The sequence below is a fragment of the Polynucleobacter alcilacus genome (assembly GCF_018881545.1).
GTDB classification, from domain to species: Bacteria; Pseudomonadota; Gammaproteobacteria; order Burkholderiales; family Burkholderiaceae; genus Polynucleobacter; species Polynucleobacter alcilacus.
In genome coordinates, this window is the sequence record NZ_JACVQD010000001.1 from 892,926 (window position 1) to 917,337 (window position 24,412).

General features: G+C 45.7%; 23 protein-coding genes and 1 tRNA gene. 8 read left to right on the plus strand and 16 right to left on the minus strand.

Annotated features, from left to right (window positions below; all coding sequences use genetic code 11):
* Positions 1-45 precede the first annotated feature (45 nt).
* The 5 genes from ICN45_RS04600 to ICN45_RS04620 all read right to left on the minus strand — a co-directional run bounded on the left by ICN45_RS04600 (position 46) and on the right by ICN45_RS04620 (position 4,089).
* Complete coding sequence (locus ICN45_RS04600) at positions 46-1,665, minus strand: PqiB family protein (RefSeq protein ID WP_216173749.1); 1,620 nt, start codon at positions 1,663-1,665, stop codon at positions 46-48.
* A 1-nt stretch (position 1,666) separates the two neighbouring features.
* Positions 1,667-2,308 carry a paraquat-inducible protein A gene (locus ICN45_RS04605; RefSeq protein ID WP_216173752.1) on the minus strand — a complete coding sequence of 214 codons (642 nt, stop codon included), beginning with the start codon at positions 2,306-2,308 and terminating at the stop codon, positions 1,667-1,669.
* Positions 2,302-2,931: a paraquat-inducible protein A gene (locus ICN45_RS04610; protein ID WP_216173755.1), complete on the minus strand. Its 630-nt coding sequence runs from the start codon at positions 2,929-2,931 to the stop codon at positions 2,302-2,304. Before ICN45_RS04610 ends, ICN45_RS04605 begins: the two co-directional genes overlap by 7 nt.
* A 286-nt stretch (positions 2,932-3,217) precedes the next feature.
* A complete protein-coding gene (locus ICN45_RS04615; protein ID WP_216173758.1) occupies positions 3,218-3,667 on the minus strand; it encodes an EipA family protein in 450 nt (149 codons plus the stop codon).
* A gap of 345 nt (positions 3,668-4,012) precedes the next feature.
* A tRNA-Ile gene (locus ICN45_RS04620) sits at positions 4,013-4,089 on the minus strand.
* A 116-nt stretch (positions 4,090-4,205) separates the two neighbouring features.
* Here ICN45_RS04620 and ICN45_RS04625 point away from each other — a divergent pair.
* Positions 4,206-4,436, plus strand: coding sequence for an AbrB/MazE/SpoVT family DNA-binding domain-containing protein (locus ICN45_RS04625; RefSeq protein ID WP_216173761.1), 231 nt, complete (start codon positions 4,206-4,208; stop codon positions 4,434-4,436).
* Complete coding sequence (locus tag ICN45_RS04630) at positions 4,426-4,830, plus strand: PIN domain-containing protein (RefSeq protein ID WP_216173763.1); 405 nt, start codon at positions 4,426-4,428, stop codon at positions 4,828-4,830. The genes ICN45_RS04625 and ICN45_RS04630 overlap by 11 nt, the downstream gene beginning before the upstream one ends.
* Positions 4,831-4,859: 29 nt before the next feature.
* Here the strand turns inward: ICN45_RS04630 and rpoD are convergent, their stop codons facing one another.
* The 4 genes from rpoD to rpsU form a co-directional block, all read right to left on the minus strand.
* On the minus strand, positions 4,860-7,349 hold the full coding sequence (rpoD, locus tag ICN45_RS04635; RefSeq protein ID WP_216175632.1) for an RNA polymerase sigma factor RpoD: 2,490 nt from the start codon (positions 7,347-7,349) through the stop codon (positions 4,860-4,862).
* Between the two features lie 223 nt (positions 7,350-7,572).
* Positions 7,573-9,516 carry a DNA primase gene (gene dnaG / locus ICN45_RS04640; RefSeq protein ID WP_216173766.1) on the minus strand — a complete coding sequence of 648 codons (1,944 nt, stop codon included), beginning with the start codon at positions 9,514-9,516 and terminating at the stop codon, positions 7,573-7,575.
* A gap of 47 nt (positions 9,517-9,563) precedes the next feature.
* The gene (locus ICN45_RS04645; protein WP_216173769.1) at positions 9,564-10,010 is read right to left on the minus strand and encodes a GatB/YqeY domain-containing protein; all 447 of its coding nucleotides are present in this window, start codon (positions 10,008-10,010) and stop codon (positions 9,564-9,566) included.
* A gap of 120 nt (positions 10,011-10,130) precedes the next feature.
* Positions 10,131-10,343: a 30S ribosomal protein S21 gene (rpsU, locus tag ICN45_RS04650; RefSeq protein ID WP_011903537.1), complete on the minus strand. Its 213-nt coding sequence runs from the start codon at positions 10,341-10,343 to the stop codon at positions 10,131-10,133.
* Positions 10,344-10,420: 77 nt separating this feature from the next.
* Here rpsU and tsaD point away from each other — a divergent pair, with 77 nt between their 5' ends.
* Complete coding sequence (tsaD, locus tag ICN45_RS04655) at positions 10,421-11,494, plus strand: tRNA (adenosine(37)-N6)-threonylcarbamoyltransferase complex transferase subunit TsaD (RefSeq protein WP_216175633.1); 1,074 nt, start codon at positions 10,421-10,423, stop codon at positions 11,492-11,494.
* Positions 11,495-11,523: 29 nt separating this feature from the next.
* Here the strand turns inward: tsaD and folE2 are convergent, their stop codons facing one another.
* Genes folE2 through xseB form a run of 4 tightly spaced genes read right to left on the minus strand, consistent with a single transcriptional unit; the run spans position 11,524 to position 15,434 of the window.
* Positions 11,524-12,351, minus strand: coding sequence for a GTP cyclohydrolase FolE2 (folE2, locus tag ICN45_RS04660; protein WP_216173771.1), 828 nt, complete (start codon positions 12,349-12,351; stop codon positions 11,524-11,526).
* A 25-nt stretch (positions 12,352-12,376) separates the two neighbouring features.
* Entirely contained in the window at positions 12,377-14,278 is a 1,902-nt protein-coding gene (gene dxs / locus ICN45_RS04665; protein WP_216173774.1) for a 1-deoxy-D-xylulose-5-phosphate synthase, read from the minus strand.
* Between the two features lie 32 nt (positions 14,279-14,310).
* Positions 14,311-15,201 carry a polyprenyl synthetase family protein gene (locus ICN45_RS04670; protein WP_216173776.1) on the minus strand — a complete coding sequence of 297 codons (891 nt, stop codon included), beginning with the start codon at positions 15,199-15,201 and terminating at the stop codon, positions 14,311-14,313.
* Positions 15,201-15,434: an exodeoxyribonuclease VII small subunit gene (gene xseB / locus ICN45_RS04675; RefSeq protein WP_216173779.1), complete on the minus strand. Its 234-nt coding sequence runs from the start codon at positions 15,432-15,434 to the stop codon at positions 15,201-15,203. The genes ICN45_RS04670 and xseB overlap by 1 nt, the downstream gene beginning before the upstream one ends.
* A gap of 161 nt (positions 15,435-15,595) precedes the next feature.
* On the opposite strand from xseB, the gene ICN45_RS04680 reads away from it, so the two are divergent.
* Together ICN45_RS04680 and ICN45_RS04685 are read left to right on the plus strand one after the other, a co-directional pair.
* Positions 15,596-16,702, plus strand: a complete 1,107-nt coding sequence (locus tag ICN45_RS04680) for an aromatic ring-hydroxylating oxygenase subunit alpha (RefSeq protein WP_216173782.1) — start codon at positions 15,596-15,598, stop codon at positions 16,700-16,702.
* Positions 16,703-16,752: 50 nt separating this feature from the next.
* Positions 16,753-17,583, plus strand: a complete 831-nt coding sequence (locus ICN45_RS04685; protein ID WP_216173784.1) for a sulfurtransferase — start codon at positions 16,753-16,755, stop codon at positions 17,581-17,583.
* Between the two features lie 36 nt (positions 17,584-17,619).
* Here ICN45_RS04685 and ICN45_RS04690 read toward each other — a convergent pair whose 3' ends face one another.
* The 3 genes from ICN45_RS04690 to polA are packed head-to-tail and all read right to left on the minus strand — an operon-like array spanning position 17,620 to position 22,136.
* The gene (locus ICN45_RS04690; protein WP_216173786.1) at positions 17,620-18,393 is read right to left on the minus strand and encodes a ZIP family metal transporter; all 774 of its coding nucleotides are present in this window, start codon (positions 18,391-18,393) and stop codon (positions 17,620-17,622) included.
* 7 nt (positions 18,394-18,400) lie between these two features.
* Positions 18,401-19,276, minus strand: a complete 876-nt coding sequence (locus ICN45_RS04695; protein ID WP_216173789.1) for a dienelactone hydrolase family protein — start codon at positions 19,274-19,276, stop codon at positions 18,401-18,403.
* 22 nt (positions 19,277-19,298) lie between these two features.
* Positions 19,299-22,136 (minus strand): DNA polymerase I, encoded by a 2,838-nt coding sequence (polA, locus tag ICN45_RS04700; protein WP_216173793.1) that lies wholly within the window; start codon positions 22,134-22,136, stop codon positions 19,299-19,301.
* Positions 22,137-22,217: 81 nt separating this feature from the next.
* Between polA and ICN45_RS04705 the strand changes: the two genes are divergently transcribed.
* The 3 genes from ICN45_RS04705 to ICN45_RS04715 are packed head-to-tail and all read left to right on the plus strand — an operon-like array spanning position 22,218 to position 24,404.
* Positions 22,218-22,628 carry a hypothetical protein gene (locus tag ICN45_RS04705; protein WP_216173795.1) on the plus strand — a complete coding sequence of 137 codons (411 nt, stop codon included), beginning with the start codon at positions 22,218-22,220 and terminating at the stop codon, positions 22,626-22,628.
* 22 nt (positions 22,629-22,650) lie between these two features.
* Complete coding sequence (locus tag ICN45_RS04710) at positions 22,651-23,628, plus strand: homoserine kinase (RefSeq protein ID WP_216173798.1); 978 nt, start codon at positions 22,651-22,653, stop codon at positions 23,626-23,628.
* Positions 23,625-24,404, plus strand: coding sequence for a BPSS1780 family membrane protein (locus ICN45_RS04715; RefSeq protein ID WP_216173801.1), 780 nt, complete (start codon positions 23,625-23,627; stop codon positions 24,402-24,404). Before ICN45_RS04710 ends, ICN45_RS04715 begins: the two co-directional genes overlap by 4 nt.
* Positions 24,405-24,412 lie beyond the last annotated feature (8 nt).

Sequence of the window (24,412 nt, forward strand, 5' to 3'; positions counted from 1 at the left end):
AACCCACCAATATCAGAGCTAATAGTAAAGAAGTAAGGAGCGATCTCATTTCTTAGTTTCCTCTGCAGGTTTACCAAATATCAGGGATTGCGGCTGTTGATCCAACATGTCTGTTAACGTTTTTATTGAAGTTGCCGCTTTGGTTAACTCTCGCATGGAATCACGCATATCCGTTACCAAAGGGGAATTGCTATCGGTAAGCGCATTGACATTCTTTAGTGTTTTATCAAGCTCGGGAATAGTTTGTTCGTCCAGTTTTTTAACAATACGATCGGTATTTTTGAGTACATTGCCGATGGTCCTTTCCGCGTTCTCAAGATCGCCAGCGATAACTGGTAACTCGGGTGGGTACTTGGATGGATTAAAGGTGTAGGATGGTGCATCTGGGAAAAGATCTAAGGCAATATATTGTTGGCCAGATAAAATACTAAGAGTGCGCATTTGAGCGCGAAAGCCCCTCTTAATCAGCTCCTTCAATCGAGCTATCTCATTCTCTGGGGGGGGTAATAAAACGCCTGTTTTTATATCACGTACTTTAAGACGATCGGGAAATACAAAGATTTCAACAGGTTGAATTACCTCAAAGGTCTTTGGATCCATAGCAGTTTCAATGCTAACGACCTCACCAATAGTGACCCCCCTAAACTCTACCGGGGCACCCACCGATAATCCGCGCACCGATTGTTTGAAGTTCAGCACAAAGCGCTGAGAGCGGGTATCGGGTTGCTTCATCGCAGCCGTCCGTGACGGCGCAATCATAAATACCGTATCTGTTTTGGCGCGTTCAGAACCGAAGGAGACAGCCTTCTCAATTTGAGTTTGAGCGCTTGGAGAGGGATTGATATCAGTACGATTCGGTTTGGAATCCGAATGATACGGTGACTCAAAAGCAATGCCGCCCACGAGCACCGCCACTAATGATTCTGTCTGTACGTGAATACCCGTTGCATCGAGATTCACATCAATACCACTGGCATTCCAAAAGCGTGTGTCGTTGGTCACATATTGATCATAGGGTGCATTAATAAATACACGAATCGAAATATTCTTACCATCCTTATCCAGATCATAAGCAACCACTTGACCCACAGCGAGACTACGAAAATAGACTGGTGTACCAATACCATGAGACCCTAAAGTGGGAGCTCTTAATATGAACTGCCTACCAGGAATATCGCCTGTTAAGATCGGAGGAACTTCTAGTGCTGTAAAATCGTCGTTTTTATCGTCTGATTTCCCCAAATCAGCGGCAATAAAAGGCCCATCTAATAAAGTGCTCAAGCCTGAGACTCCAGCAGCAGTAATACGCGGACGCACAATCCAAAAACGCGTATCTTTTTTGGCAAAATCTGCCGCATCTTTATTCAGCGCAATCGTTGCAATCACTTGCTGGTGATCTTTAGACAAAATGACTGTCTTCACTAAACCAATGTTGACATCCTTAAATTTAACAAGGGTTTTACCTGCAACTAAGCCATCGCCCGAATTAAATGACACAGTAATGGTCGGCCCACGATCTGCTATCGACTTATACAGCAAGCCCAACCCAACCAAAATAGCAATAATGGGAATAATCCAAATGATTTGCAGTGTCCAAGATTGCTTAGCTTGCGCAACTGCAGAGGGTAAATCTGAGGGTCTAGGCCCTGGTGATAAATCAGACATGTCATTTCTCAGCTAAATGGTCATTATTCTTTTGACGATCCGCAGCATCCCAAATGAGCCGAGGATCAAAACTCTTTGCAGCAAAAATAGTTAACACCACTACAGTAGCAAAAGCGATGGCGCCAGCGCCTGCTCGAATGGACATGAGGCTACCAAATTGTACGAGAGCAGTCAGCATGGTCGCAACATAAACATCAATCATGGACCAGCGCCCAATGGCCTCGACTGCCCGATAGAGTTTTGCCCGTAGCTTAGGCTTCCAGGTTGACCGGATTTGCACAGAAATCAACAAAAAACTTAAGCTAAATAGCTTTGCAAACGGAATAATAATACTGGCGGTGAATAAGATCATAGCCAATACTTCAGAGTCTGAGGTCCATAAATAAATAACCCCACCAAAAATCGTATCTTTTTCAGTACCAAAGAGTGAGCCCGTTGCCATTACCGGCATTAAATTGGCAGGAATAATTAATACATAGGCAGCAATTACGAGGGCCCAAGTACGGCTAATACTATTAGTCTTTCGAGCATGCATAGTGGCCGCACAGCGAAAACACTTTAACTGTGTCGAGGTCGACGGAATGCGCTGCACAAAACCACAGTCATCACAGCCGATAATCCCTTTTGAGGCTGCAGTCAACATAAATTCACCTGCAGCTCTTGTAGTTCATCTACCTGCTTCCAAAAACTCCGGGCATCAAAATTTGCTGACGCAGCAGTGACCATAAACATGAGTAAAACAAAAGAAAATAAACCAATATCTGGTTTCACTGTGGCCAAGGCGTTGAGCTTAGAAATCGTTACCAAAAGGCCCAACATAAACACCTCAATCATCGCCCAAGGCTTGACAAGATGTACCAATCTAAAAGCAAAAGGAAGTCCAGGCGGGAGACGCCCAAAATGTAATGGCAAGAGCAAATAGATCAATGCCATAATTTCCAGCGCGGGCATTAAAAAGGTAGTTGCAAACACGAGTACTGCAATACTAGGAATGCCATCCTTAACCAGCCGATCCGCTGCATCGAGTAAGGTAGTTGAATTGGTTAGACCCTGCGAATCAATACTGACAATCGGAAAAGAGTTCGAGATCAAAAATAATGCGGCTGCAGTCAGCGAAAATATCAAACTGCGCCTCAGACCATCTGCTTGAAGACGATATAAAACATTGCCGCAACGACTACAAAATGCCTTGCCACCAGACTCTAAGGGAGCCTCCAACTGCGGTAAATCGCATTGTTCACAGACGATAAGTCCATCTAATGCCATACAGCGCACCCAATCCAAAAAAGCGGTTTTATACAAAAGTGGCTTTTGAATGCTAAAAAACCATCACATATTAAATATACCCAAAAACTATAAGGGATTATCACCTATTTTTTAGTGCAGTTTATCCCCTAGCAATATGACTGAGGACCATCCAATTGTCGTAAAACCCCTAATACATGAACCATCAAACTATTTACCTATTGGCTAAATAAAAACCACCCGAAGGTGGTTTTAGTGATTCTTGGTGGCCCCGGGGGATAACTAGGGCTCAAGATGTTTAACTTCATCACTTATCGAGCTTTACGGTAACACCACTGGCGCTAAGGTTAAGCTGAAGGCCTTGAGAAGTACTGACTAGGCGCATGATGACGCCATTTTCATTTCTAAGGACGGTACCACCAACGCCACCGCCCAATGTGATGCTACTCTCTAATTTGGTAAAAGTGCCAGAAAACTTAGATATATCGCTTAAGTCATATACCTCACCACTTGCGGATAATTTAGATGCCCCCACATTGGCACCAAGACTCATTCCACTAATCTTAAATGGGTACTGCTTCCCTTGATAGGTAAGTACACCACCACCAGTACTGCCGCCAATAATCAAAGCAAATTGGGTCTCATTAATACTTAGTGTGCCAGATGGCTTTTTAGGGGCATCTGCCGCACTAGCGCCAAAACTAAAAATGACTAATCCCAAAATTAGCAAGGAAAGGATCCTACGAATACTTGTCATATAACTTCTCCGGTTGTTGTAGTCCATAAAATAATTATGGAATTAGCAATATTGCTGATTAAAGCTTACACTTATTTCGAGATCAAAACAAATGAAAGAGCCACCCAGAGGTGGTTTTAGTATTTTTCGGCGCCCCGGGGCGGAATCGAACCGCCGATTAAAGGACTCTAGTCTATCGGCTTCTATTGGCCGAAAGTAGTCACTGAGCGCTTATAAAACAGGGGCAACAAGTAGTTGATTGCTCCAAGCTAGAGCCAAATATCTTTAGTGGCGATATTAGCTACATACCGACTACACATCAATGAAAAATGACCTAGCGCTCTCACACTAAGTCATTGATATTGCTGGTGGGCCCACCAGGACTTGAACCTGGGACCAAAGGATTATGAGTCCTCTGCTCTAACCAACTGAGCTATGGGCCCTAATCTTTCATTGTAATTGAAGGATCTACCGTAATCATGCCCCATAAGACCCCATGCAAGTCATTCCATTGTGTTTAGATATACATTATTATATGTATATCTTAGGGGAGCAGATCATGATCGTATCTAAATGGGGGAATAGTTTAGCCATCCGCCTACCCACCCAGGTGGTTGACTATTTAAAACTCAAAGAAGGTGATGACATTGAGGTTCACGTTGCCGATAAAAAACATTTTCAAATAAAGAAGAAACCTTCTCTGCAAGATAGGATTGATGGTCTGAGAAAATTTCGCGGTCGCATACCCGCTGATTTTCACTTTGATAGATCCGAATTAAATGAACGCTAAGAAAATATTTTTTGACACTAATACATTGCTGTATTTACTTTCATCAGATTCAAAAAAAGCAGATTGGGTTAGCTCAAATCTACAGCAATCTAATGTAATTAGCGTTCAAGTTCTCAGTGAATTTACATCCGCAAGCCTTAGAAAAATTAAAATATCTAACATTGAGCTGGATGAGTTTCTAAGCCTATTCATATCCATATTCAATATCAGGCCGCTCAATGTAGAGACATTTGAAACTGGGCTAGCTGTATCCAGAAGATATGGATACCACCATTACGACTCAATGATTATTGCAGCCGCCCTACAGGCGGGCTGTGAGACGCTGTATTCAGAGGATATGCACCATCGACAAATGATCGATAAGAGACTACAAATCGTGAACCCTTTTATCTAAAGAGCTCACGACCCCTAAGTAGCCTTGAATCAATCCTCTTCGAGGAAGGTCTTGAGTTTGTCGCTACGGCTTGGGTGACGCATTTTTCTGAGGGCCTTAGCTTCAATCTGACGGATACGCTCACGGGTGACGTCAAACTGTTTACCCACTTCTTCAAGAGTATGGTCTGTGCTCATTTCAACACCAAAACGCATACGCAATACTTTTGCTTCACGTGGCGTCAATGAATCCAGCACATCTTTCACCACATCACGCATAGACTCGTGTAATGCCGCTTCAGCTGGTGCCAAGGTGTTACCGTCCTCAATGAAATCTCCTAAATGAGAATCTTCATCATCACCAATTGGCGTCTCCATAGAGATTGGCTCTTTAGCAATCTTCATGATCTTACGAATCTTGTCTTCCGGAATCTCCATCTTCAGCGCCAAAGTTGCAGCATCTGGCTCATGACCAGTTTCTTGCAAGATCTGACGGCTAATACGGTTCATCTTATTGATCGTCTCAATCATATGAACTGGGATACGAATCGTACGCGCCTGGTCAGCAATTGAACGGGTAATCGCCTGACGAATCCACCAAGTTGCATAGGTAGAGAACTTGTAACCACGACGGTATTCAAACTTATCTACCGCCTTCATCAAACCAATATTGCCTTCTTGAATCAAATCTAAGAACTGCAGACCACGGTTAGTGTATTTCTTGGCAATAGAGATTACCAAACGCAAGTTCGCTACGGTCATTTCACGTTTAGCTTCACGAGCGCGCTTCTCACCGGCAATCATCTGCTTGTTTACTTCTTTTAATTCTGGAAGTGGAATCACTACGCGAGTCTGGATATCAATTAACTTCTGTTGTAGTTCTTGAATCGCAGGTACGTTACGCTGTAAGAGTGCGGTATAGGGCTTGTTTTCTTTGAGTAATTTGTCAGTCCAAGTAAGATTCATAGACATCTTAGGGAAGTCTTTTAATACTTCTCCGCGGTTTACACCTACTTTGTCCACTAACAGACTAACCATGCCACGCTCAAGTTTCCATACTTGATCAACCTGGGAGCGCATGGTGTCACATAACTTTTCAACACTCTTGGCTGTTAAACGGAAACCAAGTAACTCACCACGAATTAAGTCTTGCGCCTTAATGTAAGCAGGACAGTTATAACCGTCTTTATCAAAGGCACGGCGCATTTTGTCAGCTTGTGTGCGAACAATTGCAAACTTCTCTAATGAGATTTGCTTTAGCTCTTCAAGCTGTTTAGCATTGGCCGTTGCGGCGGCACCACCACCTTCATCTTCACCCTCTTCTTCGCTTACTTCAGCGTCTGGGTCAACTTCTGGCTCTTCTGGCCCAAGCTTAATATCTTCAGCATTAGGATCTACTAGCCCATCTACAAACTGGTCTATCTCCATCTCACCGCTAGCAATCTTGTCAACGTTGCTTAAAATTTCTGCAATCGTTACTGGGCAAGCAGCCAAAGCCATCACCATATCCTTAAGGCCGGCTTCGATCTTCTTCGCAATCACAATCTCGCCTTCGCGAGTTAACAAATCGACTGTACCCATCTCACGCATATACATGCGAACTGGATCCGTTGTACGACCAAACTCTGAATCCACTGTTGATAAAGCTGCTTCAGCCTTTTCTTCAGCCTCTTCTTCAGAAGCTGCAGCTTCGGTGTTATCAGACAGAATTAATGTTTCTGCATCTGGGGCCTGCTCATAAACGGTAATACCAATGTCGTTTAATAAGCTAATCAAAGTTTCTAATGCATCAGCATCGGATAACTCATCTGACATCACGTCATTCATTTCACCATGGGTTAAGTAACCCTTGGACATACCCATCTTGATCAAAGTCTTCAAGCGGGCGCGACGGAGCTCTTGCTGCTCTTCTGTACCTAATTGCTGTGCAGCGAATTCTTTTAAGAGTGCTTTCTCTTTAGCCTTACGCTCACGCGCTTTTTGACGATCCGTTAAAACTGGCTCAGCATTGTCTGCTGGCGTTTCTACTTTAGCTTTGCGGCCACGTTTTTTTTCTTCCTCAACAGGCTCAACTGCAGTTTCAACAGCTTTCGCTTTTTTACCTTTCAGCTCATCAGCCTTCGGTACGGCTAGCGCCTTAGCCTTTTTAGCAGGTTCAGTTTTTACGGGCTTCGCAGGCACTGCTTTAACGGAAACTTTTACTGGTTTAACTGGAGTCTTCGCTTTCAGAGCTGGCTTAGCCGCCACTTTTTTAGCAGCTGGCTTAGCCGCCACTTTTTTAGCAGCTGGCTTGACAACAACCTTCGCTTTCAGAGCTGGCTTAGCAACCGGTTTCACTGGTTTGGCAGCAACTTTTTTAGCTACCGGCTTAGCGGCTACTTTTTTAGCTGCTGGTTTAGCAGCAGGTTTTGCTTTAGGTGCTGGCTTTGCAGCAGCTCTAGCGGGAGCCTTCACTGTCTTGCTTGGCGCTTTTGCCTTGGCTGCTGGCTTAGCTGTTTTTGCGGCTGGTTTAGCTGGTTTTTTTGTCTTGGTATTAGGCATTTGTTGGCACTTACTCACATTACTGTTATTGATATCGACTGATGAAGTACAGCCCCGTAGTCCGCTTACCCCAAATTACTTCAAAATAAAGCGCAAGTGGCTGAATTAAATCGGTTTTTTCCTGGGAAGAGAGGATTATAGTCGATTGCGACTTTTTTAGCCCCCTATTACCTTTAAATATGAGGCAATTTCAGAGGATTACTAGTGGCGTTTAGGAAAATTCTTATGAGAATTTCAGTTTTTCGCCCAATTCGCGATAACGGGCACGATCCTGCTCAGTAGCAGTGCTGGATGCCATTTTTTGAGTGATTTCTGTCATTTCTTGCTTTAGATGCGCAAGTTCAAGCTTTTTAAAGGCGCCATCAAGGTCAGCAGTCGCGCCATCCAAATCCAAATCCGAGTCCATTACCCGTTTTCGGAGCATCTCATAAAGTGGGGCAAGTTCGCTACGGGCAAGTTGATCCTGGAACATAGCAAAAGCACCGGCACCGACAGTCTCAGCTTTGCCACTTTCTCCTGGAATCATCTCCACTAAATCACATTGAGCTAAGAGATCCTTCATTAAGGCCAATGCTTTTTCTGATCTTTGCTCAGCAGCTTTTAATGCCAAAGAGCGCTTATTTGCATCAAGCACTTTTCCCAAATGCGGAAACTGAATCAATACGCGCAACATCTGCTCGGCTAAATCGGTTGGTGCTTTAGGCGGCTCTATATTTTGGGTAGCGACCCGCTTGGCAGATCCTTTAGATGCTTGCCATGGAGCGCCTTGTCGATTGCCATTATTGGAAAAAGTATTTGCATTGTTTTGTGATCTGACCTGATAGGAAGTTTGCTGTACTGGCGTAGGTACTATAGTCAAACCACAAAATGCTTCAAGCTCGGCTGGCGTTGTATTAGTACGAATCGCTAGCTCTCTCAAAATCTGTGTACGTAAGGCAATTGGCGGCATCGATAACAACAGGGGCTTAGCAGCATGATGTGTATGTGCTCTACCCTCTGGAGTAGTTAGTTCATGCTCTTCACTCACAATTTTGAAGAAGAAGCTAGAAATCGACATTGCCTCTTTAATCACTTTTTCAAATGCAGTGGCACCGTAAGCACGGACATAACTATCAGGGTCATGCTCTGTAGGCAAGAATAAGAAACGGATTTCTTTATCGTCAGACATCAAAGGTAGGCAAGCTTCAAGCGCACGCTGGGCAGCACGCTGACCAGCAGAGTCACCATCAAATGAAAATACGACTTTGTCGGTTTGACGCAGTAGCATACGCACGTGATTTGCAGTACAAGCTGTACCTAATGTCGCTACAGCATTAGGGAAACCCAATTGCGCTAATGCAACCACATCCATATAACCTTCACATACCAAAACATATTCTTGCGCACGAATCGCTTGTCTAGCTTCAAATAATCCGTACAGCGTATTGCCTTTAGAAAACAATGGCGTCTCTGGAGAATTTAAATACTTTGGTTCCCCTTGATCCAAGATGCGTCCACCAAAGCCAATGGTTTGGCCTTTGGGATTACGAATCGGAAACATCACGCGATCGCGAAAGCGATCGTAACGTTTGACTGGTTGACCGCCTTCAGCTTGCTCACCCTGAATCAGTAAACCGCCCTCTAGTAAAGTCTTGGCAACTTCATCGTTAGCATAACTCCCAAATACTGCCTCTAAACCTTGCCAACCATCTGGTGCATAACCTAAGGCATAGCGTTTAGCGATTTCTCCGGTGAGGCCACGACCCTTCAGATACTCGACTGCGCGCGTACTGGCTTTAAGCTGCTGGCGATACCAATCCACTGCTGAGCTCATCACTTCACTCAAAGCCATCGCCTGCTGCTGTCTAGCGACATCATTTGCGGTGCGCTCCTCCCGAGGAACATCCAGACCTGCTGAGCGCGCTAGATCTTCAATTGCATCAACATAACCTAACCCCGAGTACTCCATTAAGAAGCTAATGGCAGAACCATGGGCACCACAACCAAAGCAGTGATAGAACTGCTTTGTCGGTGACACTGAGAATGAGGGTGACTTTTCGGAATGGAATGGGCACAAGCCTTGATAGTTTGCGCCTGCTTTTTTTAACTTTACGTGCTGCCCAACCACATCAACGATGTCAACCCGATTTAGAAGATCGGCGATGAAGGATTGGGGAATAAGTGCCATCGGGCTTTCAGTATGAAACTGTTTTACGTAATTGGCTCACTTCGAGCTTACTTCGAGAGTGCTGCTTTTACCAAGCCTGAAACTTTGCCCATATCGGCCTTACCTGCCAATTGGCCTTTGAGAATACCAATCACTTTACCCATATCTTGAGGACCTGCAGCAGCAGTAGCGCTGACAGCTGCGGCTATTGCAGCCTCTACTTCCGCATCAGACATTTGCGCTGGTAAATAGGTTTGCAAAATCACCATCTCAGCAGCTTCAATCGCGACTAAATCATCACGTGCTGCTTTTTCAAACTGAGAAATTGAATCTTTACGCTGCTTAATCATCTTTTCAATGGTGGCAATGACAGCGGCATCATCAAGCACGATGCGGTCATCTACTTCACGCTGCTTAATGGCTGCCAACAAAAGACGAATAGTCCCAAGGCGTGCTACTGCTTTTGCACGCATAGCATTTTTCATATCTTCGGTGATTTGATCTTTTAGACTCATTGCTTAGTTCCTGTTGTATTAAGTATCTAACTATTTCTGGCGATTAAAAAGCAAAAACCCGCTGCGTTTCACCGTCAGCGGGCTGCAAAGCTTCTCGGTGAAGAGAGCTTTTAAATTCTATTAGTAAAGCTTCTTAGGCAACATTTGGCTGCGAATACGCTTGTAATGGCGTTTTGCAGCTGCGGCCTTCTTGCGCTTACGTTCAGCCGTTGGCTTCTCGTAAAACTCGCGGGCACGCAAGTCGGTTAGAAGACCATTTTTTTCAATGGTGCGCTTGAAACGGCGCAATGCCACTTCAAATGGTTCGTTTTCGCGGAGGCGGACTGTAGTCATACTTGTTTAACTCGTATATGCTCGAAAAATATCGAAAAATTAACTGAATGGCGATTCTAGCACGACCAAACAAAAAAATGATTGTTTTAGGCATAGAAACTTCTTGTGATGAAACCGGGGTGGCTTTATACAACACCACCGCTTGGGAAGAGGGCAAACCTGCGTTCCAGGGCATTCTGGGGCAAGGCTTGCACTCGCAGATTGCTATGCACCGGGATTATGGGGGTGTAGTCCCAGAGCTTGCCTCCCGCGACCATATCCGCCGCGTACTACCCCTTTTAGACGAATCTTTAGCCCAGTCTGAACTCAAGTTATCTGATATTGATGCGGTGGCCTTCACCCAAGGCCCCGGTCTAGCAGGGGCTCTCCTAGTGGGTAGCGCCTTTGCCAAATCTCTGGCTCAAGGACTCAATTTGCCTTCGATTGGGGTTCATCACCTTGAGGGGCACTTACTTTCGCCCCTATTGGGTCAAACTGTCCCGCAATTTCCGTTTATCGCCTTACTCGTCTCGGGTGGCCATACCCAGCTTATGAAAGTATCGGGCATCGGTCAATACCAACTTCTGGGCGAAACCTTGGACGATGCAGCCGGCGAAGCTTTTGATAAAACTGCCAAATTATTGGGCTTAGATTACCCAGGTGGCGCAGCCATCTCTCGATTGGCAGAACAAGGACGCAGTGGTATTTTTGATTTACCTAAGCCCATGCTTCACTCGGGAGACTTGGACTTTTCTTTCTCTGGATTAAAGACTGCTGTTCTCAATCAAGTGAAAAAATTTGCAGAAAAAAATATCACTGAAGCGCAGGAAATCAAGCAGTTTCATGCAGATCTAGCCAGAAGCTTTGTTGATTCTCTGGTAGCGGTACTTGTCAGCAAATCCGAAAAAGCACTCAAGCAAACTGGCTGTAAACACTTAGTTCTTGCTGGTGGTGTTGGGGCTAATCTGCAATTACGTAGCGCACTCAATGAGAAGGCAAAACGAAATGGATTTGAGGTGCACTATCCGCCACTCGAGTTATGTACCGATAACGGCGTCATGATTGCATTTGCTGGCGCACTCCGTTTACTCGCTGAAAATAATGGCTCAAGCAAATCGGGCGCATTTGATATCAAACCCCGTTGGGATTTAGCAAGCAATAATCTAAAGTAGTTTTTTAAAAGAAGTATGAATGACTTCGTTTATTTTTGTTGGCTAATACGAGCAAACGCACTGTGATTGTGAATAGACTCAAAGTTCTCAGCCTCAACCACAAAAGAATGAATACGCTCATCAGCCTTAAGGCGCCCAGCCACATCGCGTACTAGGTCTTCAACAAATTTCGGATTACTGTAAGAGCGCTCGGTTACCCACTTTTCATCTGGGCGCTTTAATAATCCCCACAACTCACTGGAAGCTTCACTCTCAGCGATATCAACGAGGTCTTCAACAGTCATCTTTGTTTGTGTGTCAAGCACTACATCCATAGTGACATGGGAGCGTTGGTTATGTGCGCCAAATTCTGAAATCTCTTTTGAGCATGGACACAGACTCATCACAGGTACTTGGGCACGTAATCCCAATTCCACATCTAATGTACCTGTAGCATTTTGTTTAGCTGTTGCCATCCAGGTTACTTCGTAATCCATCAAGCTTTCAACACCAGATACGGGTGCTGCTTTTTTAACGAAGTGCGTATAGGTAAATTGCACATGCCCCTCTTTAGCATCAAGCAAAGGCAGCATATGGCGCAACATTTTCACAACCGAGGTGCTATCAACCGCCTCTTCTTGTTTTTGAAGTAGGGCCATGAAACGGGACATATGCGTGCCCTTCACATGCGCTGGCAATGCCACGTCCATCTCAAACTGACCTACAGTAGGAAAGTTGCCGGTCTTACTACGAATTGTTAATGGATGACGCACACCACGAATACCAACCTGCTCGATTGGCAGGGCGCGCACATCCAAAGTGGATTGCACGTCAGGCATTGCGCTGGCTTTCAGAAAAGCGGGATTCATGTCATTCATGGCTCTATTTTCAAGCAAAACGGGCTTATTTGCCCGCCGCCACAAAATTTATTGTCAATAAGGTCGGAAAACGCTGTTTGATGGAGTTGGCCATGCCCTCTACATCCAGGCCACACTTGGTCATCAGCAAACTGTAGTCCCCATGCTCAATGAACTGATCCGGAAGACCTAACTGCAGGAGGGGTTTGTTCATTCCCAAGCTAGAGAGTGCTTCTAAGCAGGCACTTCCAGCCCCTCCTTGGATAACGCCATCTTCGACCGTCACAAAATAATCATGATCGGCTGCCAAAGATTGAATCAGATCAATATCAAGCGGTTTTACAAAACGCATATTCGCCACAGTGGCATCAATGCTTTGCGCTACTTCTAATGCCGGGTAGAGCAAAGTACCGAAAGCCAAGATAGCGACGCGCTGTCCAGATGGCGCATTGGATTTACGACGAATCTCACCTTTGCCAAACGGCAATGTGCGTAATTCTTTTGAAGGAGTAGCCCCAACACCCGAGCCGCGTGGATAACGTACTGCACTTGGATGCGCTTGATGGAATGCGGTAGTGAGCAGATCGCGACACTCCGCTTCATCGGCTGGCGTCATCACTAACATATTTGGAATGCAACGTAAAAAAGGAATGTCGTAAGCGCCTGCGTGAGTTGCACCATCAGCACCGACTAATCCAGCGCGATCCAATGCAAACAAAACTGGCAAGTCTTGTAAGGCCACATCATGAATTAATTGGTCGTATGCACGCTGTAAGAATGTCGAATAGATAGCCACTACTGGCTTCATGCCCTCGCATGCCATGCCGGCGGCAAATGTCACTGCATGTTGTTCGGCAATACCAACATCGTAATAGCGCTTAGGGAAACTCCGCTCAAACTCCACCAAGCCAGAACCTTCGCGCATTGCTGGCGTAATACCAACCAATAGAGGCTCAACGTGCGCCATATCGCATAACCACTCACCGAACACTTGAGTGAACGTTTTCTTTGTGACTAAAGATTTTTTAATCCCTTCCTCAGGATTAAATTTACTTGGGCCGTGGTATAGCACTGGGTCAACCTCGGCTAACTCATAGCCCTGGCCTTTTTTGGTCACCACATGTAAAAACTGGGGGCCACGCCCCTCAAGGGCCAAACGGCGTACGTTCTGCAACATCGGGACCAAAGCATCTAAATCGTGCCCATCAATCGGGCCGAAGTAATTAAAACCAAATTCCTGAAAAATGGTTGATGGCGAAACCATACCCTTGGCATGATCTTCCAGCCGTTTTGCAAACTCCCTTAACGGTGGGGCAATTGAGAGAACACTATCAATTCCTTTTTTAGTCGCTGAGTAAATATTGCCACTCAGCAATCTTGCGAGGTGTCGATTGAGCGCACCCACAGCAGGCGAAATCGACATATCGTTATCGTTCAATATCACCACTAGCGGTAAATCGTCATAGACGCCAGCATTATTCATTGCTTCGAATGCCATACCACCAGTCATTGCGCTATCACCAATTACCGCAACTGCAACGTGTCGCTCGCCCTTTGTCTGAAATGCGCGTGCCATACCCATCGCAGCAGAAATACTAGTGGAAGAGTGACCTGTACCAAAGGCATCAAACTCACTTTCCGCGCGCTGCGGAAATCCGGATAGCCCTTTGAACTGACGCAAGGTATTCATACGCTCACGACGACCTGTCAAAATTTTATGTGGGTAGCTTTGGTGACCAACGTCCCAAACAATTCGATCATGGGGGGTATCAAATACATAATGCAAGGCGATGGATAGCTCTACCGTTCCTAGATTAGAAGACAGGTGGCCCCCTGTTTTAGATACCGAATCTAAAACAAATTGACGTAACTCATCAGCAAGCGCAGGCAACTCTTCGCGAGAAAGTTTTCTTAAATCTTCAGGGAAGTTGATGGAATCTAAAGTCATTAAATCGATTAATCCGTACTTATTTAGCTCTCTTATTTACTTCTATTGACAACCAATCGCGCTAAATCTTTCAAGGCTTGCGCCTGACTACCAAAACTATCCAGACTTGCAATCGCTGCTTCTTGTAGCTCTTTAGCCTGCTTCTGAGCATAGTCTAAACCCATCAAGGTCACATAGGTAGGCTTATTGGCCGCAGCGTCCTTGCCTGCAGTTTTTCCCAGGGTTTGGCTATCCGCTGTCGCATCTAGCACATCATCGACGATTTGAAAGGCCAAGCCAAGCGAGGTGGAATAATTCTGAAGATGGCTCATTTGGGAGGGATTCAGATGGGCCGCAATACCACCTAAAGCAACTGCACAGGAGAGCAAAGCGCCCGTTTTCAGCGCATGCATTTGCTTTAAACCTGCTAGATCTAATTTTTTCCCGACGCTCTCTAGGTCGATTGCTTGACCACCAGCCATCCCGCGAGAGCCAGAGGCCGCGGCTAAAGCACTGATCATGAGCAAGCGTACATCAACTTCACACTCGGCATTCGCGAGGATTTCAAAGGCGCGGGTTTGCAAAGCATCGCCAACAAGAAGCGCGGTAGCCTCATCAAATGCTTTATGCACAGTAGGACGACCTCGACGTAAATCATCATCATCCATACAAGGCAAATCGTCATGTACTAATGAGTAGGCATGAATACATTCCATTGCCACTGCTGCTGCATCCAAAGCGGCATCTTTAGCATCACCCAGTTCGCCAGCCGCATACACTAACAATGGACGAATTCGTTTGCCACCACCTTGGGCGGCATAACGCATGGCCTCATGCAAACGTACCGGCGTGGTTTGCGCAGAATCAAGCAAACGACCTAAGGCTGACTCAGTTCGTACAGAGTGCGAAGCAAGCCATTCTTGAAATTGAAAAACCGTAGCCATTAAGCCTCGAAAACCCGCACTTGTTGCTCAACTTGGGCAAGTACCCCCTGACAATGCTTTAACAAAGCCGCGCCTCGTTGATAAGCCAAAAGGGTCTCTTCTAGAGAAAATTTACCCGACTCCATATCAGAAATCAGCTTTTCCAACTCTTTCACTGCCTGTTCATAGCGTAATTCTGGGTCAATTTGGACCTCAAGACCGGGCTTTAGACTTTCTGACTTCTTGGCTGGCATAAGTTGTTTCCTTTGGATTTCCCACATGGATAGCCCTACATATTAAAGCGAGATGGCGCTCTGATGGGTATAATTCCCCCCTTCCTTTCCAATATCGATCCGTCGATGGTTGGATTGGTTATTCCGCTTAGCTTCGGCTGACGTTTTCGGGGGTGGGGAGAATGACTAATCTGGCTACCGCGCAGAATCTTGCGCCGTCCAACCTACAACTGCCGGTTTCGGCATATTTTGACGCTGACTTGTATCAGCGGGAAATTGAACTGCTTTTCAAGCAGGGGCCAGGCTATGTTGGCCACGAGCTCATGGTGCCAGAAATGGGCTCCTACCAAACCTTAAGCGCTGAAAATGAAGGTCGCATTCTGGTTCGTAATGCATCTGGTGTAGAACTCCTTTCCAATGTTTGCCGTCATCGCCAAGCACTCATGCTCAATGGCAAAGGTAAGACTGAAAATATTGTTTGCCCACTCCATCGCTGGACCTATGATTTAGGTGGCAATTTACTAGGTGCACCGCACTTTGAAGACAAGCCTTGCCTGCATTTAGGTAAATCGCCTTTGCAAAATTGGCAAGGGCTGTTATTTGAGGGTCCACGCGATGTGCGAACTGACCTAGCAAAATTAGGTGTTGCTGAGGATCTGCAATTTGATGGTTACCTACTTGACCATGTTGAAGTCCACGATTGCAATTACAACTGGAAAACCTTTATTGAGGTTTACCTCGAGGATTACCATGTTGTTCCATTTCATCCAGGTCTAGGTAAATTTGTTTCCTGTGAAGATTTACGCTGGGAGTTTGGTGACTGGCACAGCGTACAAACGGTAGGTATTCATAAGGACTTGCAAACTCCAGGATCCCCGGTCTACCGCAACTGGCACGAAGCTGTCATGCGCCAATACAAAGGCAAGACTCCGCGCCACGGTGCTATCTGGCTGACCTACTACCCCAATGTCATGGTGGAATGGTACCCAGGCGTGCTGTGCGTTTCTACTTTGCACCCAATGGGCCCCAACAAGACCCGCAATGTAGTGGAGTTTTACTATCCAGAAGAAATTGCTTTATTTGAGCGCGAGTTTGTAGAGGCTGAACGTGCAGCTTATATGGAAACCTGTATCGAAGATGATGAGATTGGCGAGCGTATGGATCAAGGGCGTGCAGCCCTTTTTGCGCGTGGCATTAACGAAGTGGGCCCTTATCAAAGCCCAATGGAAGATGGGATGCAACATTTTCATGAATGGTACCGTCGCGTAATGCAATTTCCAGGCGCATAATTAAGGCGCAAATCCCAACGCTCTCGCTCTAGAAAAATACAGGAAGCCATATGACTCCTCTGATCTCAGCAAACCAATTAGAAGAAATCATTAACAGCGGCGAAAATGTTTTACTGTGTGATTGTCGCTTTGATTTAGTCGATGCAGAGGCTGGCAGAAAAGCTTATGAAGAGAGCCACATCCCTGGTGCGATTCATGTCGATCTCGATCATGATTTATCGGGCAATAAAAATGGCAGCAATGGTAGACACCCTCTACCCTCACCCGAATCCTGGGCAAAAACCAAAACCCGTTTAGGTATTAGTCCAAATACTTTGGTCGTCGCTTACGATAAACAAGGTTCAGTCTATGCAAGCCGCCTGTGGTGGATGCTGAAAGCTACAGGGCACGCCAATGTGCGGGTTCTTGATGGCGGTCTCGATTCTTGGAATGGCCCAATGGGGACGATTCCCCGCAAACCAAACCCAACAACTCAGGCTATTGAGCCAATGCCCTACGTTGGGCTTGTTTTAGTCGATGAAGTGATGAGCAATCTGCAATCTCAAAAAAACATCGTGCTCGATGCAAGAGCAAATGATCGTTTTCATGGTGAGAATGAAACCTTGGATCCTATCGGTGGTCACATTCCTGGAGCCATCAATCACTTCTTTAAAAATAATCTCTCTGCAACAGCATTTAAAACATCAGAGCAATTATTTAATAACTTCGTCAATCTACTGGGCGCCAACAAACCGTCCCAAGTCATTCACCAATGTGGCTCAGGAGTAACTGCATGCCACAACCTTTTGGCAATGGAGGTTGCTGGACTAAAAGGTTCGCGTCTTTATGCGGGAAGCTGGAGCGAATGGTGCGCTGACCCTGAGCGTCCTATCGAGCTTTAATGCGTGAACTTTAAAGCGCAATCTTTATAGCAGTCCTTAATGCAGCAATGACAGCAGGATTACAAATCCTACGCCGCAAGCAATCAAAAGCGTTTGACGCAAGGACTCTATCCAATGAGGGCGACGGTGCATTTGCGGAATTAAATCACTTACTGCTATATAAATAAAACTGCTGGATGCAATCACAAGTAAATAGGGCATAGCAGCGTGGGCCTTCTCTAAGAAGAAGTAAGCCAACACCCCGCCAACCACAGCGGATAGGCCACAAATCAAGTTGTACAGTAAGGCACGTGCACGTGAAAATCCTGCATTGAGCAATACAATGAAATCACCAATCTCTTGTGGAATCTCATGAGCGATGATGGCGATTGCGGTAAAGATACCCACTTGATAATCTGCCATAAATGCAGCAGCAATCAAGATGCCATCCACAAAATTATGAATGCCATCCCCCACCAAGATCATCCAACCGCTACGTCCCGCATTCTCCGCATCGTGCCCATCATGATGCTGGTGGCCATCGCCCTCATGGTGATGATCATGACGCAGGAGAGCAATTTTCTCCAGGAGGAAGAAACCCAATAAACCCGCAAGTAAAGTGGCAAACAATAACTGTGGGCTTGCACCCTGCATACTGAATGCTTCCGGCAAAGAGTGGAGCAAGGCTGTTGCCAACAAAATACCTACTGACAGACTCACCATGTTATTGACCATCTTGGCAAGCAGAGCCACCGAGAAGGTAGCGGCCACTAATACGCTAGCAGTACCTGCAAGTGCAGTAACCAAAAGAATCGTTTGCAGAACACTCATGGGGTAATTAGGCTACTCCATTTTTCTTGAACCAAGCGACGCACTTCTCCCAGCCGTCTTTTGCAGGACCTTCGCGATAGCTGCCACGATAGTCTGCGTGGAAAGCATGTGGAGCATCTGGATACACTTCAATGAGGGATGCTTTAGCAGCAGGGTTCTTAGGGGCGGCTTTTGCTAGCTCTGCGCGCATGTGATCTACACTTTCTAAGGAGATGCCAGAGTCTGCACCACCATATAAACCCAGTACAGGGGCTTTTAAGTCAGCAGCAATATCAACTGGATGAAGAGGATTGCCTTCAGTCTTCTCACCGATGAGCCTGCCGTACCATGCTACGCCAGCCCGAACTTGTGGCAAAGTAGCAGCGAGCCAAGTAATACGTCCACCCCAACAGAATCCAGTCACACCAACTCTTTTTAGATCGCCACCATTTTTACCGGCCCATACCAAAGCTGCCTGAAAGTCATTTAAGACTTGTGCATCAGGGGTTTTGGAAACAATATTCTTCTGAATCTCTGCCACTGTTCCATAAGCATTAGGATCGCCAGCACGAATGAATTTCTCGGGCGCAATTGCAAGATAACCCAGTTTGGCAAAACGTCTTGTGATATCAGCAATGTGCTCATGTACACCAAAGATTTCGCTAAAGACGATAATGATTGGCAAAGATCCTTTGGAATTTTCAGGACGCGATACATAAGCAGGCATCTGAAAGCTGCCTACTGGAATCATCTGTTCTCCGGCTTTAATTCCCGTGAAATCCGTTTGAATTGCCGCGGCCATGACTGGCTCGGAAGCTGCTACAAATCCAACCCCAATTACAGTGGCACCGATCGCCGAAGTCTTCATAAAACCGCGTCTACTATTTTGTATTTTCTCAGTCATTCTTGTCTCCTCGTCTTGATTTTTAATGTGCTTCTTCCCAATTATCGCCAATCCCAATACTCACCACTAAAGGTACCTTTAGCTCGGCAACATTACACATTAAACCTGGTAACTTGGCCTGTAAAAGCTCGATTTCATCTAAAGGTACATCCAACACCAATTCATCATGAACTTGAAGCAGGAGTTTAGTTTTCAACTGCTCCTTTTCAAGCCAGTCCTCCACCGCAATCATGGCCAACTTAATTAAATCTGCAGCAGTCCCCTGCATTGGGGCATTGATAGCTGCCCGCTCTGCTCCCTGACGGCGTGGACCATTAGAGCCCTGAATCTCGGGCAACCAAAGTCGACGACCAAATACCGTTTCTACATAGCCATTCTCTCTAGCCTCTAAGCGGGTACGTTCCATATACTGTGCAACCCCTGGGTAACGATCAAAATATTTTGCAATGTAGTTCTGAGCAGCAGCGCGTTCAATTCCTAAGTTCCCTGCTAAGCCAAAAGCGCTCATCCCATAAATCAATCCGAAGTTAATGACTTTGGCATAACGACGCTGCTCTGAGTTAACCTCGTCTAAGGCAATGCCAAAAATTTCGGCGGCAGTAGCTTGGTGCACATCCTTGCCTTCCCTAAACGCCGTTAGTAAGTTTTCATCTTCAGCAATATGCGCCATGATGCGCAATTCAATTTGTGAGTAGTCTGCCGAGAGCAACTTACATCCATCTGCAGGAATAAAAGCTTCGCGGATGCGACGACCCTCTTCAGTACGTACTGGAATATTTTGCAAATTGGGATCGCTAGAAGCTAAACGGCCAGTCACTGCGGTTGCCTGTGAAAAGTTGGTATGTACTCGACCCGTCTTAGGATCTGCCATCCGCGGCAGTTTTTCGATATAAGTAGACATCAGCTTAGCCAAACTACGATAGTCCAAAATGCGCGCCGGTAATGGGTAATCTTCAGCCAACTTTTGCAGCACTTCCTCATCAGTAGAGGGGGCGCCTGATGGTGTTTTCTTAATGACTGGGAGCTCAAGTTGGCCAAACAAGATTTCAGCAATCTGTTTTGGTGACTGAATATTGAACGGCTGTCCTGCCAGCTGATGAATCTCCCCTTCTAATTCCAGCAGGCGTTTGCCGACCTGCTGGCCTTGCTTAGCCAATAAAGCAGAATCAATGCGGATGCCGTTGCGCTCCATGATGCCAAGTACCCGCATTGCTGGCATCTCAATCTGTTCATAGATATACAGTAGTCCTGGGCTAGCTTGAATCTGCGGCCAAAGCTCTAAATGCAGGCGCAAAGTGATGTCGGCATCCTCTGCAGCATAGTCAGTAGCAATTTTGAGATCTACCTGATCAAAGCCAATTTGATGTACTCCTTTGCCACAGACTTCTTCGTAGCGAATGGTTTTCATACCCAGATGGCGCTCAGCTAAGCTATCCATATTGTGTGGCAGATGTGATTCCAACACATACGATTCCAGCAAGGTATCGTATGCAATACCATTCAAAGTAATGTCGTAATTTGCAAAAATATGGGCATCGTACTTTAAGTTTTGTCCGACCTTCAAATGGCTTGCACTTTGCAGCCAGGGCTTGAGACGCGCAAGCACAAGCTCACGACTGAGTTGTATTTCACCATTGCGATGAGCAACCGGAATATAACAAGCCTCACCTGGTTTAACGGATAAAGAGATGCCAACCAATTCAGCAGCCAATGCATCCAAACTAGTTGTTTCGGTATCGACAGCAGTCAGTTCTGCAGACTCTATTTTCTTTAGCCATCTATCCAGGGCCGCTTCATCTACTACACATTCATAATTTTTTCCAAAAGCGTCTTGTATATCTCTTGTATCTTGCGATAAATCTTTTGTCGGTGAAGTGGCAATTACGGTTGACCTTTTAGGGATCTCAATAGCCTCTACTGAAGCCTCTCTAAGGATTGGACTCCCAGCCAAATCAAGCTCTTGGAGTGCCTCAGAAGCCATACCCGATGGGCTTTCTAGCTTTCTCTCCACATCACGCAGCCAGGTCTTAAAAGCGTAACGCTCAAATAACTCTCGCAATAAAGGGGCATCTTCTGACTTCGCATGTAAATCATCTAAGCCGGGTAAATGGGGGGATAAATCACAATCTGTTTTGACGGTAATCAGTTGTCGTGCTTGCGGTAGCCAAGTTAATGAGGCGCGCAGATTTTCTCCGACCACGCCCTTCACTTGATCTGCATGCGCCATCAAGTTATCTAAATCACCAAACTCTGCTAACCATTTATTCGCCGTCTTTGGTCCAGCCTTAGGAACGCCGGGAACATTGTCAACGGTATCGCCAATGATTGACAGGTAATCAACGATGCGATTCGGTGGCACTCCAAATTTTTCAATCACGCCCTCGATATCGAGCATTTCATTCGTCATCGTGTTAATTAAAGTCACAGACGGATTTACTAGCTGAGCCAAATCTTTATCCCCAGTAGAGATAATCGTTTCCCATCCCGCTTCGGTCGCTTGGCAAGCCAATGTACCAATGACATCATCTGCCTCAACCCCAGAGACCATCAATATGGGCCAGCCCAAAGCCCTCACCATGGCATGAATAGGCTCGATTTGATTTACTAAATCCTCGGGCATTGGCGAGCGATGGGCCTTGTACTCGGAGTACATTTCGTCCCGAAAGGTCTTCCCTTTGGCGTCAAAAACACAGGCAATATGGTCAGCCTTGAGCTCAGATCTAGCACGGCGCATCATATTGACCATGCCATAGATAGCCCCAGTGGGCTCTCCAGCCCCATTTCTGAGGTCTGGCATAGCGTGAAAGGCACGATAGAGGTAGCTAGAACCGTCTACCAACAAGAGTCTATGTTTAGTCATAACGCAATCGTACAATCTAGTTGTCAATTGCCTACAGGACTGGTTAAGGAACCAGCCGAGAGTAGGCTTAAAAAGGTGAAAATGATGCATTCTCTAACGAACTTAATTAGCCACCTCCCAAGTCAAAATCTGGCTCTCATGAGCTTTTTTGTGGTTTTTGGACTCTTTGGAGTGGGATCAGCACAAGCTCAGAATAACAGCCAAGCCTTGAGTCCCTCTGAACTAAATCGAATCAATAATCAGCCGCTTGCTCCAACAGTGAGTCCATCTGGCGCGCTCAACTCCCCTCAAAATCGCACGCCGAACTATCAGTATAGGGATGGGAATGGTACAGAGGTAACAGAGTACAAAGACGCAAATAGTCCAACCCAAGTACAGGTTAAAACCAAATACACTTCCTACGAAATGTCTCCGCCAGACTCTGTTAAACCAGGCGCTCAAGCGGGAGAGGGTGAACTTCTGAGTGTGCCCAGCATCAGCATTCCTTTTTAATAAAAAATACTGACGCTGTTCTATGGCTGTTTTTACTCCGATCGAGCTTGGTGATATTGCCAATTGGATTTCCCAAGATTTCAATCTTGGTGAGGCCATTGATATTCGTGGCATTCATGGCGGTATAGAAAACTCGAATTTTTTCTTAGATACTAGTAAGGATGGGCAAAAACAGGAATATGTTTTAACCCTCTTCGAGAGACTGTCTGCACAGCAGTTACCTTACTACCTTGAGTTAATGCGCCACTTAGCAAATAAAGGGATCCCAGTCCCCAAACCCATTGAGAATAAACAGGGTGAAATTCTATTTACCCTCAAAGGTAAACCTGCCGCGATCGTGACGAAGTTACCCGGCTTATCGCGTTTACAACCTGAGGCTCAGCATTGCACCTTAGTGGGTGAGATGCTAGCCAAAATGCATTTAGCGGGAAAAGATTTTTCACAAAATCAAGAGAACTTACGTAGTCTCGCTTGGTGGCAAAAAACAATTCCCTTGGTGTTGCCGTATTTAAATGCATTGCAAAAAGAATTGCTCACTCATGAGCTAACTACTCAAGAAGCATTCTTTAGCTCAGCCAATTACGATGCCCTACCCCAGGGCTCCAGTCATTGCGATCTCTTTCGCGACAACGTCCTCTTCGATCCAAAGGAAGGGCTTAGTTCCGCTAATGATCAATTAGGCGGTTTCTTTGATTTTTATTTTGCCGGTACTGATAAGTGGCTATTCGATTTAGCGGTTACTGCAAATGATTGGTGTCTTGCTGACAATCAACAGGATTTAGATCCCGCTCGCTTGGAAGCACTCATGAAGGCGTACCAATCAGTCCGCTTACTCACTAGAGAAGAGCAAGTAAGCTGGCCTTTGATGTTGCGAGCAGCAGCCCTGCGCTTTTGGGTTTCCAGATTATGGGATTTTTATTTACCACGCGATGCCCAAATGCTAACCCCTCATGACCCAACCCACTTTGAACATATTCTTTTAAGTCGTCGCTCCCTATGAAACTGAACTCAATTGCCCCACAAGAAGGCTATGTCTGGATAAGACAAGGTGTTTGGCTATTTAAACAAAACCCCTTGGGCTTCTTGATGCTGGTTTTTATGTATGTATTTGTTGCGCAGTTAGCCATCATTATTCCGGTCATTGGTGTATTTGCTGTTCTTCTCTTCACGCCAACTCTTGCGGTGGGCTTCATGACTGCTTGTCGGCAAGCTATCCAAAAAGAGCGTATCAAACCGACGGTATATTTGATCGGACTGCAATCAGGTCAACTCATTCGTAAACGCATCATGCAATTGGGCCTCATTTATGCCGCCCTCATTTTGCTATTGAGCTTTATCTTAAGTCTATTGGTAGATTTTGAATTACTACTTCCCTTAATGACTAGCGATAAACCGATTACGCCTGAAGCACTACGCCAGATCTATTTAGTGCTTTTCTTCGGCGCAATACTGTATATACCCGTTGCCATGCTTATGTGGTTCTCACCAGTACTCATAGCATGGGCAGATATGTCGGTTCCACAAGCAATTTTTTCTAGCTATTTGGCTTGTTGGAATAACAAAGCAGCCTTCTTCTTATATCTTGCCATTTGGAGTGCTATCTTAATTGCCATACCGCTAACGATAGGTATGCTCTTTGATGCTATGGACTTGGGGCAAGTAGCCTCATTCATTGTTGCGCCTCTTTCGATGGCAGGCTTAACAGTGATGCACTGCTCTTTCTATGCAAGCTGGAAAGCCTGTTTCACAGAAGATGAAGTAGTTTTACCTACTTAATCAGCACG